The sequence below is a fragment of the Lysinibacillus sp. BS3 genome, from assembly GCF_039614735.1.
Classification (GTDB): domain Bacteria; phylum Bacillota; class Bacilli; order Bacillales_A; family Planococcaceae; genus Lysinibacillus; species Lysinibacillus capsici.
Map to the genome: position 1 here is coordinate 1,673,737 of NZ_CP154860.1, position 23,046 is coordinate 1,696,782.

At 37.2% G+C, this 23,046-nt stretch carries 21 protein-coding genes; 2 read left to right on the forward strand and 19 right to left on the reverse strand.

The genetic code is table 11. The features are described 5' to 3' along the window. The 11 genes from AAJG31_RS08630 to AAJG31_RS08680 all read right to left on the reverse strand — a co-directional run bounded on the left by AAJG31_RS08630 (position 1) and on the right by AAJG31_RS08680 (position 13,007). The gene (locus tag AAJG31_RS08630; RefSeq protein ID WP_066037824.1) at positions 1–1,404 is read right to left on the reverse strand and encodes an AbgT family transporter; all 1,404 of its coding nucleotides are present in this window, start codon (positions 1,402–1,404) and stop codon (positions 1–3) included. Positions 1,405–1,700: 296 nt separating this feature from the next. Next, entirely contained in the window at positions 1,701–2,561 is an 861-nt protein-coding gene (locus AAJG31_RS08635) for a LysR family transcriptional regulator (RefSeq protein WP_066037825.1), read from the reverse strand. Between the two features lie 160 nt (positions 2,562–2,721). Continuing rightward, a complete protein-coding gene (sdaAA, locus tag AAJG31_RS08640) occupies positions 2,722–3,630 on the reverse strand; it encodes an L-serine ammonia-lyase, iron-sulfur-dependent, subunit alpha (protein WP_004269428.1) in 909 nt (302 codons plus the stop codon). Positions 3,631–3,644: 14 nt separating this feature from the next. Then, complete coding sequence (gene sdaAB / locus AAJG31_RS08645) at positions 3,645–4,307, reverse strand: L-serine ammonia-lyase, iron-sulfur-dependent subunit beta (protein WP_004269429.1); 663 nt, start codon at positions 4,305–4,307, stop codon at positions 3,645–3,647. A 351-nt stretch (positions 4,308–4,658) separates the two neighbouring features. Continuing rightward, positions 4,659–6,308: a DAK2 domain-containing protein gene (locus AAJG31_RS08650; RefSeq protein WP_048391660.1), complete on the reverse strand. Its 1,650-nt coding sequence runs from the start codon at positions 6,306–6,308 to the stop codon at positions 4,659–4,661. Positions 6,309–6,326: 18 nt separating this feature from the next. Next, positions 6,327–6,686 (reverse strand): Asp23/Gls24 family envelope stress response protein, encoded by a 360-nt coding sequence (locus tag AAJG31_RS08655; RefSeq protein ID WP_004269431.1) that lies wholly within the window; start codon positions 6,684–6,686, stop codon positions 6,327–6,329. A gap of 108 nt (positions 6,687–6,794) precedes the next feature. Beyond that, on the reverse strand, positions 6,795–8,000 hold the full coding sequence (locus tag AAJG31_RS08660; protein WP_066037826.1) for a diguanylate cyclase: 1,206 nt from the start codon (positions 7,998–8,000) through the stop codon (positions 6,795–6,797). Positions 8,001–8,176: 176 nt separating this feature from the next. Beyond that, positions 8,177–9,781, reverse strand: a complete 1,605-nt coding sequence (locus AAJG31_RS08665; RefSeq protein ID WP_103117570.1) for a M20/M25/M40 family metallo-hydrolase — start codon at positions 9,779–9,781, stop codon at positions 8,177–8,179. A 39-nt stretch (positions 9,782–9,820) separates the two neighbouring features. Continuing rightward, positions 9,821–11,248: an amino acid permease gene (locus AAJG31_RS08670; RefSeq protein WP_279494139.1), complete on the reverse strand. Its 1,428-nt coding sequence runs from the start codon at positions 11,246–11,248 to the stop codon at positions 9,821–9,823. A gap of 110 nt (positions 11,249–11,358) precedes the next feature. Next, on the reverse strand, positions 11,359–12,120 hold the full coding sequence (locus AAJG31_RS08675; protein ID WP_081010999.1) for an arginine deiminase family protein: 762 nt from the start codon (positions 12,118–12,120) through the stop codon (positions 11,359–11,361). A 14-nt stretch (positions 12,121–12,134) separates the two neighbouring features. Continuing rightward, positions 12,135–13,007, reverse strand: a complete 873-nt coding sequence (locus tag AAJG31_RS08680; RefSeq protein WP_054549885.1) for an arginine deiminase family protein — start codon at positions 13,005–13,007, stop codon at positions 12,135–12,137. Between the two features lie 303 nt (positions 13,008–13,310). Between AAJG31_RS08680 and AAJG31_RS08685 the strand changes: the two genes are divergently transcribed. Then, entirely contained in the window at positions 13,311–14,054 is a 744-nt protein-coding gene (locus AAJG31_RS08685; protein ID WP_048395357.1) for an IclR family transcriptional regulator, read from the forward strand. A gap of 186 nt (positions 14,055–14,240) precedes the next feature. Beyond that, positions 14,241–14,429, forward strand: a complete 189-nt coding sequence (gene rpmB / locus AAJG31_RS08690; RefSeq protein WP_004227417.1) for a 50S ribosomal protein L28 — start codon at positions 14,241–14,243, stop codon at positions 14,427–14,429. A 211-nt stretch (positions 14,430–14,640) separates the two neighbouring features. Here rpmB and AAJG31_RS08695 read toward each other — a convergent pair whose 3' ends face one another. Genes AAJG31_RS08695 through fmt form a run of 8 tightly spaced genes read right to left on the reverse strand, consistent with a single transcriptional unit; the run spans position 14,641 to position 23,046 of the window. Continuing rightward, positions 14,641–15,294: a thiamine diphosphokinase gene (locus AAJG31_RS08695; protein WP_048395359.1), complete on the reverse strand. Its 654-nt coding sequence runs from the start codon at positions 15,292–15,294 to the stop codon at positions 14,641–14,643. Then, a complete protein-coding gene (gene rpe, locus AAJG31_RS08700; protein ID WP_103117568.1) occupies positions 15,291–15,959 on the reverse strand; it encodes a ribulose-phosphate 3-epimerase in 669 nt (222 codons plus the stop codon). Before rpe ends, AAJG31_RS08695 begins: the two co-directional genes overlap by 4 nt. Before the next feature lie 2 nt (positions 15,960–15,961). Further along, entirely contained in the window at positions 15,962–16,846 is an 885-nt protein-coding gene (rsgA, locus tag AAJG31_RS08705) for a ribosome small subunit-dependent GTPase A (RefSeq protein WP_048395362.1), read from the reverse strand. 11 nt (positions 16,847–16,857) lie between these two features. Beyond that, positions 16,858–18,846: a Stk1 family PASTA domain-containing Ser/Thr kinase gene (gene pknB / locus AAJG31_RS08710; RefSeq protein WP_279494118.1), complete on the reverse strand. Its 1,989-nt coding sequence runs from the start codon at positions 18,844–18,846 to the stop codon at positions 16,858–16,860. 2 nt (positions 18,847–18,848) lie between these two features. After that, positions 18,849–19,598, reverse strand: a complete 750-nt coding sequence (locus tag AAJG31_RS08715) for a Stp1/IreP family PP2C-type Ser/Thr phosphatase (protein WP_054549883.1) — start codon at positions 19,596–19,598, stop codon at positions 18,849–18,851. A gap of 6 nt (positions 19,599–19,604) precedes the next feature. Continuing rightward, positions 19,605–20,747, reverse strand: a complete 1,143-nt coding sequence (rlmN, locus tag AAJG31_RS08720; protein WP_048395368.1) for a 23S rRNA (adenine(2503)-C(2))-methyltransferase RlmN — start codon at positions 20,745–20,747, stop codon at positions 19,605–19,607. Then, positions 20,747–22,108 (reverse strand): 16S rRNA (cytosine(967)-C(5))-methyltransferase RsmB, encoded by a 1,362-nt coding sequence (gene rsmB, locus AAJG31_RS08725; protein ID WP_279494117.1) that lies wholly within the window; start codon positions 22,106–22,108, stop codon positions 20,747–20,749. The genes rlmN and rsmB overlap by 1 nt, the downstream gene beginning before the upstream one ends. Further along, entirely contained in the window at positions 22,105–23,046 is a 942-nt protein-coding gene (gene fmt / locus AAJG31_RS08730; RefSeq protein ID WP_103117565.1) for a methionyl-tRNA formyltransferase, read from the reverse strand. Before fmt ends, rsmB begins: the two co-directional genes overlap by 4 nt.

Sequence of the window (23,046 nt, forward strand, 5' to 3'; positions counted from 1 at the left end):
TTAGAAAGGTCCGTATTGTATGACTTGTGCAATAATGAGCGATATTACCGCAACTGTTACTTGAATAAGCATAAACGGAAAAATCCACTTTATCCATTTACCCCAAGGAATACCCGCAATTGATAATCCCGCCATTAAAAAACCTACTGTTGGGAATATAATATTCGACATACCATCGCCAAATTGATAGGCAAGTACGGCTGTTTGTCTTGTAACACCGATCATATCTGATAAAGGTGCCATAATTGGCATCGTTAAGGCAGCCTGTCCACTTCCTGATGGTACTAAAAAATTTAAAAATAACTGGAAGATAAACATCCCTACAGCATTTAGTGCAGGTGGAACTGAATCAAGCAATGCAGATGTGTAAAAGAGAATTGTATCAATTAATCCTGAGTTATTGAAAATCACTAAAATAGACTGAGCTAACCCAATGATAAGAGCGCCACCAACTAAATCACCTGCGCCCTTCATAAATGAATTAGCAATATGCGAAGGTGATAATTTGCCAATAAGCCCCATTAAAATACCAAACAATAAAAATAAACCAGCTATTTCAGTAATGTACCAACCTAGTTTTACAACCCCGTACATCAATACGATAAAATTCAAAAGAAATGTAGCCATAACAAGCTTATGTCTTATTTCCATTTTCGAATTCCCCTGTACGAAATCACCCTCATCATTGCGAAAATTTCCATAAAAGCCGAGTTTAGGATTATTTTTCACTTTTCTTGCATAGCGATAAACATATATTGTTGCTACTGTGTATAAGACAATAAAAATGACAATTCGAAAAGCAATTCCTGAAAATAATGGCAAGCCCGCAATCTCTTGCGCTATTCCTACTGTAAACGGATTCATAACAGCTGCCGAAAATCCGACAGATGCACCAAGAATAACAATTGCAAAACCTGTAATTGCATCAAACCCTAGGGCAACAGCAAGCGGTGCAAGAATCCCTACATATACAATCGTTTCATCAGACATCCCCATTAATGACCCAGCACAGGCGAAAAACAACATTAATACTGGTATTATTAACATTTCGCGTTTTGCCATTTTTACAGATAGCATGGCGATAAAGGATTCTAATGCCCCTGTGGCTGATAGTATTCCAAAGGTACCTCCTACAATCAATACGAAGAAAATAATACTTGCTCCTTGCATCATGCCTGAATGTACACTGCTAAAAATATCCAAAAATCCAATGGGGTTCATATCTGTAAAACTAAATGTCCCAGGTTGAATCACTTGACGTCCATTAACTTCTTCCCGTTGAAATGAACCAGCTGGAATAAAATACGTTAAAATAGATGATATAACAATAAGGCAAAAGATTAACACATAAACATTAATTCCTTTTTGTTGCTCTATTTCTTTATTAGCTATAAATTTACTCATCCGCCATCCTCCTTAATTGAATCATTGAATAAAAACAAATTTTTATGTCCACTATCAATACGTAACATATCTCTCCAACATAAAAAGCCATCCCCTTTTTTTGAAATTTCCGTCTTATTCATTGTAATTGATAAAAAAATAAATAAAAAATTACTATTTTGAATAGTTACTATTGATAAATTTACATATAAATTCATCGGGATACATCAAAAAAATTACAAATAAAAAGAACGTTACATCCCTGCGATTTCACCAGGCAGCAACATTCTTTTCATTCTTTTCGATATACAAACCAATTAAATTGTTTTCCATGTGTCTTTAACTAAATCAATAAATGTACTTACATTACTAAATGTTTTAGCATTTTGAGGAAAAATTAAATAAGTAGGTAACTTTTTAGGGAATCGGTACAGAACTTGAAGACTCCCTTTTGTTACCTCTTTTTGAATAATAATATCACTCAACAAGGCTAGACCCACTTGTTCCATTACTGCTCTCTTAATTGCTTCCTCGCTTCCAAATTCCACTATTGTTTGTGGCTTACACTTAATTTCTTGCAGGCAACTGACAATACAGTCATCCATTCCATAGGTTATAAAGGGATAATCATCAAATATTTCCTGCACAGTGCGATCCTTTATAATAAGCGGATTTCCAACCAATACTAAATCCTCTTCCTCCAATAAAATCCCCTCTACACCAGCGTAACTAGGGGATCCAGCTACAAAACCTATATCTGCTTGGTTTGAACTCACAAGTTTGGCTGTTTCTTTACTATTGGCACAAAGAAGTTTTAGGTTTACCTGAGGGTACTGTTTTAAAAACGAACCGATAATATGTGATAAATAATAGCCGCAATAAAACTCTGGTGCAGCGATTGTCAAATGACCAAATGGCTTTTCGAAATTCTTCAAATCCTGTTCCATTTCCTCAATAATCCCAAATAATTGATCTGTATGTTCCTTTACTATTTTTCCTACTTGAGAAAGAAACATTTTCTTACCCATTCGATTAATTAAGATATGCCCTAACTCTTCCTCTAACGCTTTAATCTGTTGGCTAATTGTAGGCTGGCTATAATTAAGAATTTCAGCCGCTTTTGTAAAGTTGAGGTAAGTTGAAACAACATGAAATGTTTTCAAATTACGCAAATCCATCTCTATTCACGTCCCTGCTATATAATTAAGATAAATATATTTCCTTATTAAAATTTAATTATACTTAAATCGACAATGTACGTAAGAGGTTTTTTCTTTCCAGTAAGTTATCAACCAACATAAAAACATGCTACCTATTTAGATAGCATGTTTCTTATATTTATTGAAGTGCTTTAATGCTTTGTAAGCCACCATTTTCAAGGATGGCTTTACTGATCGCCTTCCCTGTTGGTGTTGCTGCTAGACCGCCTCGTGCCGTCTCTTTAAGATTAGGACTCATAGATTGTCCAATGCGATACATAGCACCAATTACTTCATCACACGGAATACGACTTGTTACACCAGCAAGTGCCATATCCGCCGCTACTAGGGAGTTAGATGCACCCATTGCATTACGTTTGACACAAGGCACTTCAACCAAGCCTGCCACTGGATCACAAACAAGACCTAGCATGTTTTTTAATGTAATGGCAAACGCTTCTGAACATTGCTGTGGTGTACCTCCAGCCATTTCGACAATAGCAGCTGCAGCCATACCTGCAGCTGAACCAACCTCTGCCTGACAACCACCAGCAGCCCCAGAAATGGAAGCGTTATTGGCTACCACAAATCCAAATGCTCCTGACGTAAATAAATAACGAATCATTTGCTCACGAGTTGGATTTAGTTTGTTTTTTACTGCAAACAGTGTTCCTGGCACTACACCTGCTGAACCTGCTGTTGGTGTTGCACAGATTGTTCCCATTGCAGCATTTACTTCATTAGTTGCAACCGCTTTACTTACTGCATCTAATAATAAATCACCTGAAAGTGACTTTCCTTGTGCAATATAATTTTGAAGTAATACGGCATCCCCACCAGTTAAACCTGTTACTGATTGCACACCTTGTAATCCACGTTCAATTGCTTCTTCCATCACTGTTAAATTTCGATCCATTTGCTGGATGATTTCTTCACGCGTTCTACCAGTTATCAATATTTCTTGTTCAATCATAATTTCTGATATTAATTTATCTTCTTTCTCTGCTCGTTCAACAAGTTCACGAACATTATGAAATAAAACGTCCATCACGGGACACCTCCTTAGTTATTAATTTTTGAGACCTTTGTAATATATGGAATTAAAGATATTTGCTGTAGCACCTTATCCTCAATGTTTTGATCAACTTCAATCACCATCAAAGCAGTTAAACCACGTTCGATACGTGATACCTCCATATGCCCAATGTTGACTTCATGCATCGCCAAGCAATTGGCTACATTGGCAATACAGCCAGCACGATCGTCATGAACAACAAGAATTGCTGGCATACCACCAGTTAAACGTAACTTAAAGCCATTGACTTCACTGACTTCAATTTTTCCGCCACCAATTGAAATACCGACTACTGACATTTCCCCTTCATCGTCTCCAATGACAAGTCGAGCCGTATTTGGATGCTCGGTATTAGCTGTTTCAGGAATGAATTCGTATTCTAATCCTGCTTTTTTGGCATCTTCAAATGCCGTTTTAATACGATCATCAAATGTATCGTAATTTAATAAGCCTCCTACAATCGCAACATCTGTACCATGCCCTCTATACGTTTCTGCAAATGATCCATATAAATGAATTTTTGCCCATTTAGGTTGTCTACCAAATAAATCCCTTGCAACACGCCCGATGCGAGCTGCTCCTGCCGTATGAGAGGAGGAAGGCCCAATCATGACTGGTCCAATAATATCAAATACTGAAGTAAACTTCATACAAACACCCCTCTATTCTATCCGTATAATAATATTTATTTTTATTTATATCATGCTTGATAGTTACTATAAAAGTAAAGCATTTAATTTATCAACTTTCAGAAAATTACCACTACTATAATTTATAGTAAATATTTATGCTTATTTATTGTCCGTACCATATATACACAACTACGAAAGCGGCGACATTCCAATATTTCCAAATTTTATATCCTGTGGGTACGTACATTGAATGATTCATATTTAGTACGTTTTTAATAAATTTAATCCAACATTCTCTTTGTAGCATAAACAAAAGCAGTACACGTTTTGTGCACTGCTTTCTTTACGGAATAGCAAAGTAGCATGTAATTATTCTACTGAAATAATATATGGATATAACCCTTGTTTACCATCAAATAATTCAACTTCTACATCCGGATAGTTCTCTTCTATGAAAGCTACCAACTCAGAGGCAGCTTGTTCAGTTGTATCTTCACCATAAATGACTGTAACAATCTCAGCATCTTCATTGACTAAATCCTTAATTACTTTTTCAGCTGCATCCTTTAGTGCTGGTGTAGAAAGGACAATTTTTCCTTCTGCCAATGCCATAAAATCATCTTTGTGAATTTCAACACCATCAATAGATGTATCACGCACTGCATAGGTAACTTGACCTGTCTTCACATTTGTAAATGCTTCTGACATTGTTTTTTTATTTACATCAACAGCTGCCTCTGGGTTAAACGCTAAAATCGCTGCCATTCCTTGAGGAATCGTCTTCGTAGGAACTACTGCTGCATCAATTTCTAATAGTTCAACCGCTTGCTCCGCTGCCATCACTATATTTTTATTATTCGGTAAGATTAATACTTTCTCTGCACCGATTTCTTGTACAGCCTTCACGATATCTTCAGTTGAAGGATTCATTGTTTGACCGCCTTCAATGACATAGGAAGCACCGATAGAGCGCAATAATTCTGCCACACCTTCACCCATAGCAATCGTTACAATAGCATATGGATGTTTTTCTACTTTTTTAGCAGGCGTAGGGGCTTTATGTTCCTCGCCAACGATTGCTGAATGCTGCTCACGCATATTATCAACTTTAATTTTTATAAGACTACCGTATTTTTGGCCAATTGATAGAACAGAACCTGGTTGCTCGGAATGGATATGAACCTTCGCAATTTCCTCATCTGAAATAACAAGTAAAGAATCACCTAAAGGGTTTAATTCATTACGGAATTGTTCTTCATTAAAAGGTTCTTTTCCTTCTTCTAAGCGTACCATTATTTCTGTACAGTAACCAAATTCAATATCAGCAGTGTTCATGAAATCTTGGGCTCTATGATGTTCTGCATTGATTAAATCATCTAGCGTCGCATCATTTTTCTCCGGAAGAGCCTCCCCCTTTAAGGAAGCTAAAAATCCTTCATACACAAATAGTAAGCCTTGACCACCACTATCTACCACACCAACTTCTTTTAAAACAGGCAGTAGGTCAGGTGTACGATCCAACGATGCCTTTGCCTCTGCTGTAAAAGCTTCCATTACGGCAATGATATCGTTTTCAGTTTCTGCTACTTCTACACCTTTTTTCGCAGCTTCACGTGCTACCGTTAAAATTGTTCCTTCTACTGGCTTCATAACAGCTTTATATGCCGTATCAACACCCGCTTGGAATGCTCCAGCAAAGCCCTTTGCATCAATTGTTGACTCCTTCTCAATAAACTTCCCAAAACCACGGAATAACTGAGATAGAATAACGCCTGAATTCCCACGCGCTCCCATTAACAAGCCTTTTGATAATGCCTGTGCTGTTTTACCAATATGCTCTGAAGCAGCATGCTCTGTTTCCTTTGCACCAGATGTCATCGATAAGTTCATATTTGTACCTGTATCACCATCTGGAACGGGGAAAACATTTAATGAATCTACATAATTTGCATTTTGGTATAGGTGATGCGCCCCCATTTGTACCATTTCAGCAAACTTTATACCGTCTAAAGACTGCATTCGATTTAGTTCCTCCTCTTAATTCGCTACACGAACGCCCTGTACAAAGATATTGACAGATTTTACGCTCATACCTAATGTTTTATCTACTGTATATTTCACTTTCGATTGTACTTGATAAGCCACTTCCGAAATTTTTGTCCCGTAACTAACAATAATGTACATATCTATATGTAAATCGTCGTCCTGTTGTCGAATTACAACACCTTTTGCGAAGTTTTCTTTACGTAAAATATCAGTTAGACCATCACGAATTTGATGTTTAGATGCCATGCCAACAATACCGTAGCATTCTACAGCAGCTCCACCAGCAATTTGTGCAAGTACATCTGTTGAAATATCAATTTGGCCGAATTCATTGTTTAATTCAATTGACATAGAAATGCCCCCTTGGCTCTTTTTGACTAAACTATATTGTAACACTTTCGTTATAATTTAAGCAACCTAAGGGGGTATTGAAGGGCTTCGTAGCAACGTTTTCTGACTTCAAATAGACGCATTTGCTTCTTCATCAAAAATTGCCATTTTGCAGAAATAGTTATTTCGTCCGTTTTGCTTTGCCAAATATAGCGCTTGGTCAGCTAATTCACAACATGTTTGTAAATGCTCATATTTTGCGATTTTAGCTTGACACATTCCAATACTAACAGTAACTTGTTGGGCAATAGTAGATTGTAAATGCGGTATATTAAGTTGTCGAATTTCTTCTAAGATTTCTTCACATACAGGTTCAGCAACCTTATGAGTATGCTGGCTTATCATAACAAACTCCTCGCCACCCCAACGGGCAACAAATGCATTATACTTCCCTGCAATTTCCTCCAATAGAGATGCGACTTTGACAATTGCTGCATCTCCCTGCAAATGACCATAATAATCATTAAATTTTTTAAAGCAATCAATATCAATCATTATGACTGTTAAAGGTTGTGTTTGATAAAGTTGCTGTCCGATCTTATTCAATTTTTGGTTAAATGCACGTCGATTAGGTAGATTCGTTAAAGAATCTTTTAATGCTTGCTCTGCTAATTCATTATTTTTAATAGCCAACAATTCTGATAGTCGCTTCGTTTTAGTCATTTCCTCATTCAATAAAATATGCTGGGTATGGATTTGTTTACGAACCTTATAGGTCTGATATTGAATCATTACACCAATAGGTATTAATAATGACATGGGTAATATAATTTTTATATTTTCACTCGATATTCCAGCACTCATATATGCACTCACAATAATGGCTGATGCAGAAAGCAAAATAATCCAGACAATTTTTCGTAAAGGTAACGCGAATACTGTACAAATAATGATTAAAATAACCTCATAGAGTGCTGCATGACGGAAAAAGTAAACATCCAATACCGATATCGCAGTAATCAAAAGCATTATTGTGTAAATATAAACAACAACCAACCGTTCATACTTCTGTATATTAACAGGAGTAATATGAATTCGCTTTTCTCGGATAAACAATAATACTGCAACATCTATATAAAACATAGCGATATGAATGGCAATATAGACGGGAACCATGGCTCTTTCCGCCTTCACAAAAAATACCTCTCCATAATGTATTAACGAAATAATGACTGATACATACATGAGTGTCCAAGCAACTATTCTCATCCCTTTTAAATTCGACTGAACCATTTCTTCGCGAATAGAAAAAGCTAATTTTTCTTGATTTTCCATCATGCTCTCTCCTCATGCCCACTTTCAAATAATTATAATGTCCTATATGTATCGTCATGATAACGAAAAATACAAGTCAATCTAAATTTTTCTGATAAATAAAAAAGTTGATACCTTTATAGCATCAACTTTTTACATTGTATTCAATTAAATATCGAAAAAAAAAATTTATTTGGCTAAAATAGACTTTTAATAAGCGTGTCAATCATAACAGGCATCTCTTTAAACGCACTATCCACATGCAATCGTTCTGTTTTTTGATGGGCATCCTTACCAAATGGACCGACATTTAAGACAGGACCTTGTAATGCCGCCATCTCTTTGAATGGAATATGATACGTATCGCCCCATACAGGTGTGTTCCGTTCAAATGCTAGCCACTCATTGGATGCATCTGAATAATTGACATAGCTTAAATCACAGATTCCGTTAAAGTAGTGGATCTGCTCCACCTCAATATCAAATGTTTGAGCTGTTTGCTTCATTAATTCAATCGACTGTTTCACTAATGGATGGTTGGATGAATTAATGGCTGGATAGTAAGGTGGTGCATATAACAGAACTGTGGCAGGTGCTAATTCCTGACAGCGAATCATGAGCTGATCCACAATACGAATGGATTTTTCACGATCATCCCATGCAGGATGCTGCTGAACCTGGTGCTTAATCGCTTGTACTTCCTCAGCTCCTAACTTATGGATCGCATGCTCCAATAATGCCTCGTAGCGTAAGACCTTTACCTTGCCCACACCCTGCACATTTTCGCGTGTACAAATGTCCTGATAGTGCGCATTGCAAGCAGCCATTGCCTGTAACGCAACTTCCTCAAAAATAGCCATCACCTCAGCCGCTGTACGTTTTAACAAAAAGACATTGTAAAGTGCCGCCGCACGGTATGGTGTTTGTGTAGAATACTCCATTTTTAAATCTTTTAATTGTAGAGAGACCGGTAGTGGTGTGCTTTCGCCTAAATCTGTTTCACGGAAAAGGGGATTCCACTCCATATGCTGTGTCATATAGGAAGCGATAAAGGGAGCCGTCATCCCTTTTAATGGCTCACCAACATGTGTCTCTTTTCCGTAGAACAAAGCAGCAGGCATGATTTTACCAATTGTACCTGAATAAATATATTCATTCGTATCCGAAGGCCCTTGTGAAAACGATGGCTCACTATTTAAAAATAATTTATAGGTTAAGCCATGCTGTTCCCGCAGTCTCACCAGTTCCACAACAGCCGCTCTCATACCAGCAGAGTTGACTTCCTCATCAGGAACCGTTGTTAAAATTAAATTAATCGGCCATTGCTCAAAGCTTGCCTTTTCGATCAACTGCATGTGTAAAGCAAGACCCATTTTCATATCCATTGTGCCGCGTCCAAATAAATAATTCCCAGACGCCAAATCAATGCGAGCTGCCTCTGGTAAATCTTTTAGGTATTTAGGTTCCATTAGCTTTTTCGTTAGTTCTTCTGGAGAAAAGGCTAACGGCTCTAGTTCACCATATTCCTCTGTATGCACGGTATCGAAGTGACTGATTAACACAACGGTTTCAGTTGCGGTTGGATGCTTATAGAAGGCTGTCACTGCATTTCTGCCAAGTCCTGCATCATGTAATTCAATCAAGTCTGGGTGCTTCTCAAAATATGGAAGCGTTAACAATTTATCTTTTAGTCGAAAGGCAAATTTATTTTCACCCTCCGTTAATGTTCGGCTTTCCCAGCTCACAAGTTCACATAATAGGGCACGTAGTTTTTCGGGTGTATCCCACATAAAAGTATTCATGATTTTTTCTCCTTTTACTCCCATTCGTTAGAGGTACGATTAACGAACTTCTAGTGTTTCTTCACTTTTGCTATCTGTAGCAGCAGTCGCCGCTTTCTTTAATTTAAATTGATAAAAAATCATACAGGCAATAAAGAAGCCAATCCCGTATAGTAAACCAATCCTTTGCGTTGGATCAAACGCTAAAAATACTAAAATTAAAACACAAAAGATTATACAAAATACTGGAATCAACGGGAATAGTGGTGTTTTAAATTTTAGATCAGCCACATTTCCTCCCGACTTCACATAGCGATAACGGAACATTAACTGAGAAGCACATATCCCCATCCATGAAATTGTGACAGATATACCTGCTACCGACATTAGTAATACAAATACAGCATCAGCTTCCATTACACTAGTTAATAAAGATAAGAGTGAGAATACCATCGTAAAAATAAGCGCATTTAAAGGTACTTTATTTTTCGTTAATCGACCAAATAACTTGGGCGCCATCCTCTCTTGTGACATGGAAAATAATAAACGTGTTGATGCATATAAACATGAATTACCGACTGATAAAATAGCTGTCAAAATAACAAAGTTCATGATACCAGCTGCATATGGTACACCAGCTAAATTCATTAACGTGACAAATGGACTTTCCATAAGCCCAAGCTCTGATGCTGGGAATATTGCCGATAATACAATAATGGAAGCAATATAGAAAACGATGATTCTAAATAGAATTGTACGAATCGCTCTAGGAATATTTTTTTCAGGGTTCTCGGTCTCCCCTGCTGCAATACCCACCAGCTCTGATCCCTGATAAGAAAAAATTACATTCATCATTGTGACAAAAATAATCGTAATACCTGCTGGGAATAAACCAGAAGGTGCTAAATTTGTGAGATGTGGAGTAGGACGATCTGCTAATGGAATTAAACCAAAGATTGCTGCTCCACCAATAATGATAAATGCAATCACTGCAACAACTTTTATACTAGCAAACCAGAACTCTGCTTCAGCAAAGCCCTTCGTTGTTAAAGCATTTAAGACAAATAAAAGAACCATAAACACAGCACACCATATCCAAATTGGTACACTTGGAAACCAATGCTGCATTAAAATACCTGCAGCCGTAAATTCAACGCCTGCTGTGGCAGCAGATCCAACAAAATACATCCAACCTAATGAAAAACCGGCTGAAGGACTAATGAAACGTGTTGCATATGTTTGGAAAGAACCTGTAACAGGCATGTAAACAGCCAATTCCCCAAGACAATTCATGACCATAAACAAAATTAAGCCACCAAATAAGTAACCAATCAGTGCACCGCCGGGTCCTGCCTGGTTAATGGTATAGCCTACATTTAAAAATAAGCCTGTTCCAATAACACCCCCAAGTGAAAGCATTAACAAGTGACGACTTTTCATCGAACGCTTTAATTGATTATTGTGAAGCTGATCCCCTTTATTCAACATCCATCCCTACTTCCCATATAATGTAAAAATATTAAATATTCTGATATTTTAAGAATGAAAGTACCCAATCAATTTTCTCTTTTAAATTGATTGGGTATTGTTAGATTTACTTAAAAACGTAATGATAAACAGCTTAAACCACCATCGTGTTTTCTAAATTCAGACATATCAAGTTCAATTGTTTGATAGCCAAGGTCCAGTAATTTACGATTTGTTTCTGGATAGCCAGCTGGAATAATAATATAATCATTTACTTGAATACAGTTAGCTGAATATTCATCCTCTTTAGGAATCACGATTTTTTCGTAAGATTCAAATGCAGGATGATCGACAAATTCACCAGCTAGCACCATACGATTTTCCCCAACATAGGCAATTCCAGTTTTTAAGTGGAAGAATTCTTTTAATGGAATAATAGTTGCTTCATAACCTTCTAGCTCAACAATCTCTTTAAATTGCTGAGCGCCTTCTTCATTTGTGCGCTCTGAGATCCCTACGTAAAACTTTTTCTCTGCTTGTAGTACATCTCCACCATCAAGTGTTCCAGAACCTTTAATATAGTAAATTTTTTCATAGAATTGCTTTACAGCTGGTTCGATTTCTTCAATTTCGCGGTTACGAGCTGCTGCTCCAGGATTCGATATAATAGCAAATTCAGGCGTTAATACAGCTGTATCCTCTACAAATGTTGAATCTGGAAATGCTTCATTTGCTGGTAATTGTGTAACTTCTACACCGCATTTTTTTAAAGCTTCTACATAATGTTCATGTTGTTCAAATAATTTTTCTAAAATCGGCTTTCCTAAATCACTAGTTGTTAAACCGTTTACAAAACTATTTCCTGGATTTTTAACAATAACATTTTTAAACATATTCATCTTCTCCTTTATCCTCTTACTACTGGGCAAGTTAGGCAAGTCGGCCCACCTGTTCCTTTAACAGTAATTTCATCGCCTTTATATTCGTACACAGTTGCTCCAGCATCAAGTAGCTGTTGCTTTGTTTCTTTGTTGCCTTGAGGAATCACACATACCCTTGGTGCAAGCGCTAAAACATTACAGCCTAACGAATCGTATTCATCTTTAGGTACTTCTACTAGCTGGATGCCACGCTCAATTAGCAGTTGTCTGAAAAATACTGGCATTAAACGCGAATGCACAACAGCTAAATCTCGGTCTACCATACTTATGAAAGACATTAAATGTAAACATTCAGCTTCACCAAGATCATGTGGTAGTTGTACAACTATAAATTCATCTACCATATCGGCTGTCATTTCCTTTAACTGACGAATGGCTTCATCGTTTGTTCGATAACCTCTACCCACAACGAGCGTTCGATCATCTAGCCAAACAATATCTCCACCGTCTGAAACTGCCTCTCCAGTAAGTTCACCAATTATTGGTATACCTTTTTGCCGTAAAAAGTCCTTGTATACTGCTGCTTCTGGTTGTCTTAATTTTTTGCCTGATTTCAGTATTATGGCACCATTTGGAGTGAATTTAACTGGATCATGTGCATAAAGAGAATCTAATCCTACTTCATCTGCTATAGGCAGATATTCAATAGTCTCAACATACTTTCCAAGAATCCCAATAAATTCAGCGTATTCGCTTAGAGCTTCTTCATAATTAGGCTCAGATAAGTAGTTAAATGTTTTCCATTCCTCACTAAGATGTGTCTGGCTTCGGAAAGCATCTTTTGGATCTTTTACAATAACATGTTTCAAAGGCGCATACATTGATGAACAATAATGCATTCCTTTCACCTCATTTCCGTGTAGTGGAAAACGTTTCCGTTAAGAGGAAAGTTTATATGAAGAATATATTCGTTTTATGCTATACTGTCAATATATTTAGAAAACTTTTATTTTTCTTTTAATCTAGATTGCGTTCACCCTTGGAAAAAATGCTGTCGTTTATTAAAGAAGCCTTAAAGGATCCTTTTGTAGCTTTCGTGTATTAAAATAAGCATTTGTTTAGACTTCTGATTTGTACGGGAATATTGGAACTAGACGTAGATGGAGAATAAAAATAAAATAGGATGAAGGGAGGTGGGACAAATGCAATTATTAGAGCGGGCGATGACAATTGCCAAGGTTTTAGCTGCTGATGCAAACGACAGTAGCTTGTCCATTTCAGAGCTTTCTACAAAATGCGATTTACCGCTAAGTACTTTACATAGAATTTTAAAAGCCATGATTAAACAAGGGATGATTGAGCAAGATGAACAGACTAAATATTATCGGCTTGGAACCATATGGATGGAACTTGGCTTACAGGTGTATGATACGATGGATTATATTAGCAAAATCAGACCTGAGTTAGAACGATTAGCCAGGGAGGTTGAAGAAAGTGTTTATTTAAGTAAACCAGCTGGATTAGATACGATTATTATAGAACGGATAGACAGTGCAGCTAATCCGATTCGTATTTATGATCAGTTGGGTATTCGCATACCTATGCATATCGGAGCGGCCAATAAGGCCATACTTGCCTCAATGTCAGCGCTACAATCCAAAGAAATTCTAGAGCAACTAGTAACTAAAGATGAAATGGCCGAATTAGAGGAGCAGCTTCACCAAATTCGACAACAAGGCTATGCAATAAGTCATGGAGAACGAACTGCAGGTACTTCCTCCATTGCTGTCTCTGTTTTAGATGGTTTTGGTGAAGTGATAGGAGCAGTCAGTATTGGTTTTGTAAACTTTAATGTCTCTCAAGATCATATTAATACATTGATTGAGCGATTAGTTGATACTGGTAGACGTGTATCGCTGAAACTTGGTTATCGAGGAAAAGGATAGGAGAACTATTCCCCATTAAACTTCTCTACTTTTCATAAATGTTTTATGTCTGTAAAGGTTTTTTTCTTGAAAGGTTATGTGAAAACTGTTGCACTGAACGCCATCGTATGTTAAATTATTATGGTATGTGAAATACCGAACTGAAATAATAATCTTTCAGCATCAACAGTAAGGAGGGAATACAACATGCCAAAACAATGTGTAATCACTGGACGTAAAGCTCGTACTGGTAACAACCGTTCCCACGCTATGAACGCTAACAAACGTACTTGGGGTGCTAACCTTCAAAAAGTTCGTATCTTAGTTGACGGTAAACCAAAACGTGTATGGGTTTCTGCTCGTGCATTAAAATCAGGTAAAATCGAGCGCGTTTAATCGCTGCTTCTAAAAAATCGATTTCGCATTGAGCGCAATCGATTTTTTTCTTGATTAGTATTCTAGAAGAAAGTAAAAAATCCGACTAACACTAGTCGGATTTTTTTACTTTCTTATCTTTTTTAAATAGGTTAATACACGTACGCGTGATACTACTCACGAATTTCGGCAATTGGAACGTATATACTTTCAGGACTCTCTCCCCCTTACGCTAATCTATGCTTCTTATCATTAAACATATGCCTTGCGAGAAAGATATAGACCCTGAAGTTCCTATTATTTCATTACTTGTAAATCGAGATGTTCCTAAGGAAATTTCCTCATTCGTTGTTTCATATTTTACTTGTCGTAATGTTACACCTTGAATAGGCTCCTCGTGAGCAAAAAAAGACAAGTATCGGTATCGATCATCTGCATAAATTGTATGTGTACCTGGTAGTAAAAATTGCAACATATTAGTATGATTGATTATCTTTAACTCAATTTGAGGATGCTCTTTTTGTAACCGATAAATAGAACGAACAGCTGCCTCGTAATGATCTAAACGCCCACCCGTCACACCTGTCAAAATAATTTCTTGTGGTGCAAACGTATAGGCTTTAAGCAAAGCTAAATCCGTGTCTGTTTCATTTTTCTCTTCTTGAAAACGTTGTTGATCATTGGTTTGTGCCATTACTTGTCGATATTCTTCATCCGTTAAAGAATCAAAATCACCAACAATAGCATGGGGCGTAATTCCTTGCTCAATTAAATATAAAGCGCCACGATCAGCCCCGATAAACACAACATCCTGTTGTTGCTGAAACGATGAAAATGAACAAAGCTCATTTTTTGGACCACCTGCACAAACAACGACTGTCGTCATCCTTTAATCGCTGCCTCACCAGCTAGTAAAATCTCTTGAAGAGCAGCTGTTCGATCTTCTTTACTATAGATAGCTGACCCAGCTACAAAAATTGTCGCTCCAGCCTGTGCACATGGCACAATTGTTTCAGCAGTAATACCACCATCAATTTCAATAGCAATATCTAAGCCTCGCTCCTTAATTATTGTTGATAATGCTTCAATTTTAGGTACAACAGAATGAATAAATTTTTGTCCACCGAATCCAGGATTAACAGTCATTAATAATACCATATCAATATCTTCTAAAATGTGTTGAATTGATTCTATCGGTGTATGTGGATTTAATACGACACCCGCTTTTACACCAAAAGAACGGATTAATTGAATTGTTCGATGTAAATGACGGCATGCTTCTACATGTACTGTAATATAATCTGCTCCAGCTGTTGCGAACTGTTCAATATACTGATCTGGATTTTCTATCATTAAATGCACATCTAATGGTAACTTCGTTAATGGACGGATAGCATCCAATACAATGGAACCAAATGAGATATTCGGTACAAAGTGACCATCCATTACATCAATATGAATAAGTTGTGCACCTGCTTGCTCTACTTCCTTTACTTCTTCACCTAACTTTGCAAAATTTGCTGCTAAAATTGATGGTGCTATTTGTATCATCATTAATACCTCGGCTTTCGATCCATAATTTCTTGCATAAATTGTTCATAATGCTTGTAGCGGTAGTCTCGAATTTCCCCTGCTTCTACTGCTGCCTTTACTGCACATTTTGGCTCTTTCAAGTGTAAGCAACCTCTAAATTTACAATCATCCGCTACTCTAGCCATTTCAGGAAAACATACACCTAATTCTTCTTTCTCAATTTCGTCAAAATCAAAGGAACTAAATCCAGGCGTATCTGCTAATAAACCATCACAGACCTCTATCAGTTCAACATGACGAGTAGTATGTTTACCCCGTCCTAAGCTTTGGGATATAATACCCGTTTTTAAGTTCAACTCTGGAATGAGCGTATTAAGCAAAGTTGATTTCCCAACGCCCGATTGGCCAGCTAAAACGGTGGTTTTTCCCTTTAAAATAGGACGTAACCGTTCTACTAATTCTTCTTCATCTTTATATGTTTGCAAAACTGTATAGCCCATGCTTTCATAATCTGCTATATAATTTTGTAATTCATCACGTTCATCATTTTCTAGCAAATCCATTTTTGTTAAACAAATAATAGGATGTACATGGAAGGATTCTAACACAACTAAAAATCGATCCAGTAAAATGGTATTGAAATTCGGTTCCTTTACAGAAAACACCAAAATACCTTGATCAATATTCGCAATTGGCGGTCGTACTAATTCATTTTGACGCTCAAAAATCTTTTGTATTGTCCCATCAGAGCCTTCAGTTTCCATTGTATACTCTACAATATCACCTACGAGTGGGGATTCGCCACGATTACGAAATACCCCACGTCCTCGACATTGAATCAGTTGATGTCCATCAAATACATAATAATAACCACTTAATGCTTTTCTTATTTGGCCTTGCGCCATCCAATTCCTCCTTAATCGACATCATTATAATTAACTTTGCCTTCTAAAATTATTTCTGAGTCACGAATTATTCTATAACTCGCATCTTTGCCATCTTCAATTGTAAGCTGAATGTTGTATGGCGTATCACTTAAAATTTCAAATACTTCAACAGGTTCAGACAATGTATGATTTTTATCTTGAATTTCAATTCGAATATTTTGAGCTATTCCCTCTTCTGTAGGTTTATACTCAATGACTACAGGTATGACACGTAGTTTATCGGGCTGTTTTGCTGGCCCTTTACTTATTACAACCGATATCATAGAACCTTCTTCTACCATAGTACCCGCTTTTGTCAATTGCGAAATTACACTGCCAGCTGGGATGATTTCATGATGTTCTTCACGAGATATACGCCAATTGAGACCTGCTCTTTTCACATAGTCATCCATATCAGCTTTCGTATAATTTACAACATTTTCAACCCTTACCATTCTAACTCCTTGGCTAACTTTAAACGTGATTGTTTCTTCTTTCGCTACTACCTCAGAATTTGGTGGTATGCTTTGTTCAATAATTCTTCCTTCTGGCTCATTAGAAGGGACATCCTCTTTTATTACGTCTTTATACTTTCCTTTTATTAAAGCTTCAACTTGACTATAATTTTGTCCAACATAATTATCAACAGTCGTCATCTCTACACCTAAACTAACGATTAAGTCTACCTCTGAACCTTTTTCACGTAATGAATTTTTTGATGGGTCCGTTTCTATAACTTTCCCCTTCTCTATTTCCTCATGATTTCGCTCCTGATGCTCTTCACCAACAACAAATCCATCTGCTTCTAATTTTTTTGTCGCTTCCTCTATTGTTAAATTTGCTACATCTGGTATAGCCACTTTTTTCGGGCTAAATAAATCTTTTGCAAAAATAAAGAATAAGAAAATGACAACCGCTGCAATGAATAGTCCTGCAACATATTTGGGCCAATTTTTCTTCTTTCCCTTTACAGGAACTGGCTTTTCTACAGGCTTTTTAGGTTGTGGTTGAGAAGGTGCTTTAGCTTCCATAATCGGTTCAATAACTCTTGTTTTAGTTAGATCTTCGTCTTTTTTATGCATCTGCTCTTTAATGATGGGAATAGCTTTCGTTACATCATTATCCACAGGTATGACAAATTTGGGATCGTTGATTCTAGATGGTGTTAGTACGGTTTCCAAATCTTCATACATTTCTTCCACTGTAGTATAACGATGGGATGAATCTTTGGCAGTAGCCTTTAATACTACATTTTCCAAGCTTTGGGGAATCGTTGCATCAAAAGCACGGACAGAAGGCGTTTCGGCTTGTAAATGCTTAAGTGCTATTGAAACAGCAGATTCACCAGAAAATGGAAGTTCACCTGTTAATAATTCATATAACACAATACCGAGTGCGTAAATATCTGATTTGTTTGTAGCTGTACCGCCGCGAGCTTGCTCTGGTGATAAATAATGGACTGTACCAAGCACAGAATTTGTTTGAGTAAATGATGTAGCACTTAACGTCATGGCAATACCAAAATCCGTAATTTTCACATTACCTTCCGCATCCATTAATATATTTTGCGGTTTAATATCACGGTGGATAATATGGTTTTCGTGGGCATTAGCAATGGCAGACGTTAATTGCTTCATAATATGCACACTTCTAGCAGGAGAAATTGGTGCAAATTCTTGTATGTACTGCTTTAATGTTTTTCCTTGAACATATTCCATCACAATATAGTGTAGATCTCCATCGTCACCTACATCATAAACACTAACAATATTTGGATGTGTAAGACTTGTAGCAGACAGTGCCTCACGTTGGAAACGTCGATGTAATTCATCCTCATTGGAAAAATCATAGCGTAATATTTTAATGGCTACATCACGATTTAAAATCATATCGTGTGCTAAATAAACATTGGACATACCTCCGCCACCAATGAGTTCTAAAATTTTATAACGGTCACTAATTCTTTTACCTACAAGCATTCTTACACCTCCTCATCCTTTTTTGTTAATAGCACGAGGGAGATATTGTCTTCTCCCCCGCTGGCATTTGCTAATTCTACAAGTTTACGTCCCTTTTCCTTAATGGAGTCTGGATACGTAATTATCGATGCCATTTCATAAACAGTTAGTTTATTGCTTAATCCATCTGAACAAATGAGTAAATACGATTCTGATGCTAAATCTACTTCATAAAAGTCTGGTTCGATTGTGTCCTCTGTCCCAACCGCTTTTAAGATGAAATTTTTCTTTGGATGTGTCAAAGCCTCTTCTTCGCTTATCTCACCATTTTCGACCAAGACGTTCACATATGAATGATCTCTTGTTATTTGTTGTGCACCATCTTCAAAGAAATAATACACACGACTGTCTCCCACATGTGCAATGAAGCAATGTTGTTCTTCGATTAACACTGCAATAAATGTCGTGCCCATTCCTTTACAGTCTTCATGTGATAAAGAATAGTCATATATTGTTTTATTCAATTGCTTAACTGTTTGTAATAACCATTCTTTTTTTGATGTTGTGGATACAAAATGATGTGTGTCTGCCTGTAAAAAAAAGGATTCCATTTGTTTAATTGCCATATCACTTGCTACATCACCAGCATTATGACCACCCATGCCATCCGCTACAAGTGCTAGTGCAAGCCCATCTGGACGTTTAAAGAATGCAGCACGGTCCTCATTAATGGATCGTTTTAAACCAATATCACTTTCGACTGTGTATTCCAATACTGGTCACCTCGTTTCTTCAGATCTCTCTTGTGCACGTAATTGACCACACGCAGCAGCGATATCTGAACCTTGCTCTCGGCGGATCGTTACGTTAATACCATTTTTCTTTAATGTTTTTTCAAAAGCAAAAATTTGACTACGAGATGTACGAACATAATCACGTTCTGGTACATAGTTTACAGGAATTAAGTTGACATGACATTTAATTCCTTTAATTAAAGCAGATAGTTCCTCTGCTATTTCTACTGAATCATTTTCACCAGACATCAGCCCATACTCGAAACTCACTCGTCGACCTGTTTTTTTTGTATAGTATCGCACAGCTTCCATTAATTCTTCCAATTTATAAGCACGGGCAATTGGCATTAGCTTTTGACGTGCTTCTTGGTTTGGCGCATGCAGAGAAACGGCAAAGTTAATTTGTAATTGTTCATCCGCAAACTGGTAAATTTTAGGGACAATACCCGATGTTGAAACTGTGATATGACGTGCTCCGATATTTAAACCTTTTTCATGATTGATCACTTTTAAGAAGTTCATCATTGCATCATAGTTATCGAAAGGTTCACCAATACCCATAATGACAATATGAGATACTCGCTCGCCCAATTCATCTAATGTTTGCTGCACTTTGACAACTTGCTCCACAATTTCCCCTGCTAATAAATGTCGCTTCAAACCACCTAAAGTGGATGCACAAAACGTACAGCCAATTCGGCAGCCTACTTGTGTTGTTACACAGACAGAATTTCCATATTCATGGCGCATTAAAACAGTTTCTATTGAATAGCCATCTTGTAATTGGAATAAAAATTTAATGGTACCATCTTTAGATTCTTGTTTAATAATGGTTGATAGTGTGGATAATGCAAAATTTGCAGTTAGTTTTTCGCGTAATCCCTTTGAAAGGTTTGACATTTCTTCAAATGTCTTTACACGTTTATTATACAGCCAGTCAAAAATTTGAGCAGCACGGAAAGGCTTTTCGCCATTTTCCTTTAGCCATTCTTCTAATTGATGAGGTTGTAACGAATAAATGGATTCTTTTAAATTTGGCTTTTCTTTTTTTACACGTCGAACGGGCTTTTCTTCTGCTTCTTCGACTAAATCGTTAATACGTTCATTAAATTTCTCTTGATCCACCATTAGTTGGATTCTCCTTTTTTACGAAAGGCGGCGACAAAGAAACCGTCACTACCAAAGTCTTGTGGAAAGACTTGAAGCATGCCATTAGCTTGCTTTTCCGCTAATTTTGTTGGTAAAGATTCTAGTTGTATAGCTTCCATTTCTGGATGTGCTGTTAAAAAGGCTTTCACAGTGCCTTCGTTTTCTTGTATGTCTACTGTACACGTACTGTATACAAGCTTACCATTTGTTTTCAAAACTTTCGTTGCTGCATCAAGTAAAGCTAATTGGATTTTTTGAAGACTTTCTAAATCTTCTTCTCGCTTTGTATATTTAATATCTGGTTTACGTCGCATAACTCCTAGTCCACTACATGGTGCATCGACTAAGATAGCATCAAAAGACGCTGCTTGTAAAAATTCTGGTGCTTTCCGTCCGTCTATTGGGGCTGTTTCAACAATATCAAGCCCTAGACGCTCTGTATTATGGTCGATTAAATCTAATTTATGTGGATGAAGGTCTGTTGCTAAAATAGACCCTTCATTTTTCATTATTTCGGCAATATGTGTTGTTTTTCCACCAGGTGCCGCACACATATCCAAGACACGCATACCTGGAGATGGATTTAGCACATTAGCAGGTATCATTGAACTTTCATCCTGAATAGTAATCATACCTTCTTTGAAGGCTTTTGTACGAGCTGGTTGACCGTTTGTAATGTATAAGCACTCTGGTATAACGTCGCTTTGATTAGCCGTTAATCCTTCTGCCTCTAACTTGGCAATTGCTTGCTGAACAGTTGCTTTTGTCGTATTAACACGCACAGTCTGCACAGGCGGTCTATTATTTTCATGCAACATTTCAGTCGCTACTTCAAGACCGTAGTTATCAACAAATCTTTGAACTAACCACATTGGATGACTTGTTTCTATTGAAAGGCGCTCAATTGGATCTGCTATGTCATCTGTTGAAGGGACTCCACTGCGTAACACGGATCTTAATATGCCATTGACCATAGAAGCGATTCCACGATGCCCTCGACGCTTGGCAATTTCTACTGCTTCGTTTACTGCAGCGTGTGGAGGGATACGTGTTAAATAATGGATTTGATACAACGAAATTCTTAATAACCAGCGAACCCAATGATCAATTGAACCACGAATAAATGGCTCTAAGTAATAATCAAGTGTCATTTTATGCTGTAAAGTTCCATACGTTATTTCAGTCAATAAAGCACGATCTTTTGCTTCAATTTTATGCCGTTTAATTGTTTCATTTAGCAATAAGTTGCTATAAGCCTGATTTTTATCAACTGCTAATAGAATTGACAATGCGGCATCTCGTACATTGCCATCCCAAATCACTACACTTTTTTTACTCATTTAAATTGGTCCCCAATCTGTAATTTAGAACCTGTCCCACGTAAATATTCCTCTGCGGTCATGCGCTTTTTACCAGCTGGTTGCACATCATATAATGCTAAAGTTGTCCCGTTGCCAGCTGCTACCTCAAAGTGATCTTTATCAATGGCAACCACTGTACCTGGATTAGCCTCATGCTTACTTTTGCCAATCGTTGCCCACCAAATTTTAAAATTACCATCCTCAAAAGTAGTATAAGCAACAGGCCATGGATGAAGACCGCGCACTTGATTGTATAAAGTAATAGCATCGTTGGTCCAATCAATCCGTTCTTGTTCCCTTGAAATATTACTTGCAAAGGTAACTTGTGCTTCATCTTGAACTGTACGGTTATTTGTACCATTTATAATAGAAGGAAGTGTTTCCTTAAGTAATTCACAGCCAACCATACTTAGCTTATCAAAAAGTCCACCAGTATGATCATCTTCTTCAATAGGGATCGCTTTTTGAGAGATAATATCTCCCGCATCAAGCTTTTCTGCCATATACATGATTGTTACTCCTGTTTCTTTTTCACCATCCATGACGGCTTGGTGAATCGGAGCCCCTCCACGATATTTTGGTAATAGGGAGGCATGGACATTAATGCAGCCTAGAGCCGGTGCATCTAATAATTCTTTTGGTAGTATCTGTCCAAATGCTGCTGTTATTACTAGGTCAGGCTGTAAAGCAAGAATCTGCTGTAACTCCTCGGAGCCACGCAATTTTTCAGGTTGAATAATTGGCAAGCCAAGTTCCAAAGCCGTTGCCTTTACTGGCGGCGGTGTTAATACTCGCTTACGCCCAACTGGACGATCTGGTTGTGTTACAACTGCTTTAATAGTATATCCTTCATCATGTAGCATACGCAAAATAGGTGCGGAGAAGTCAGGTGTCCCCATAAAAACGATAGATGTCAT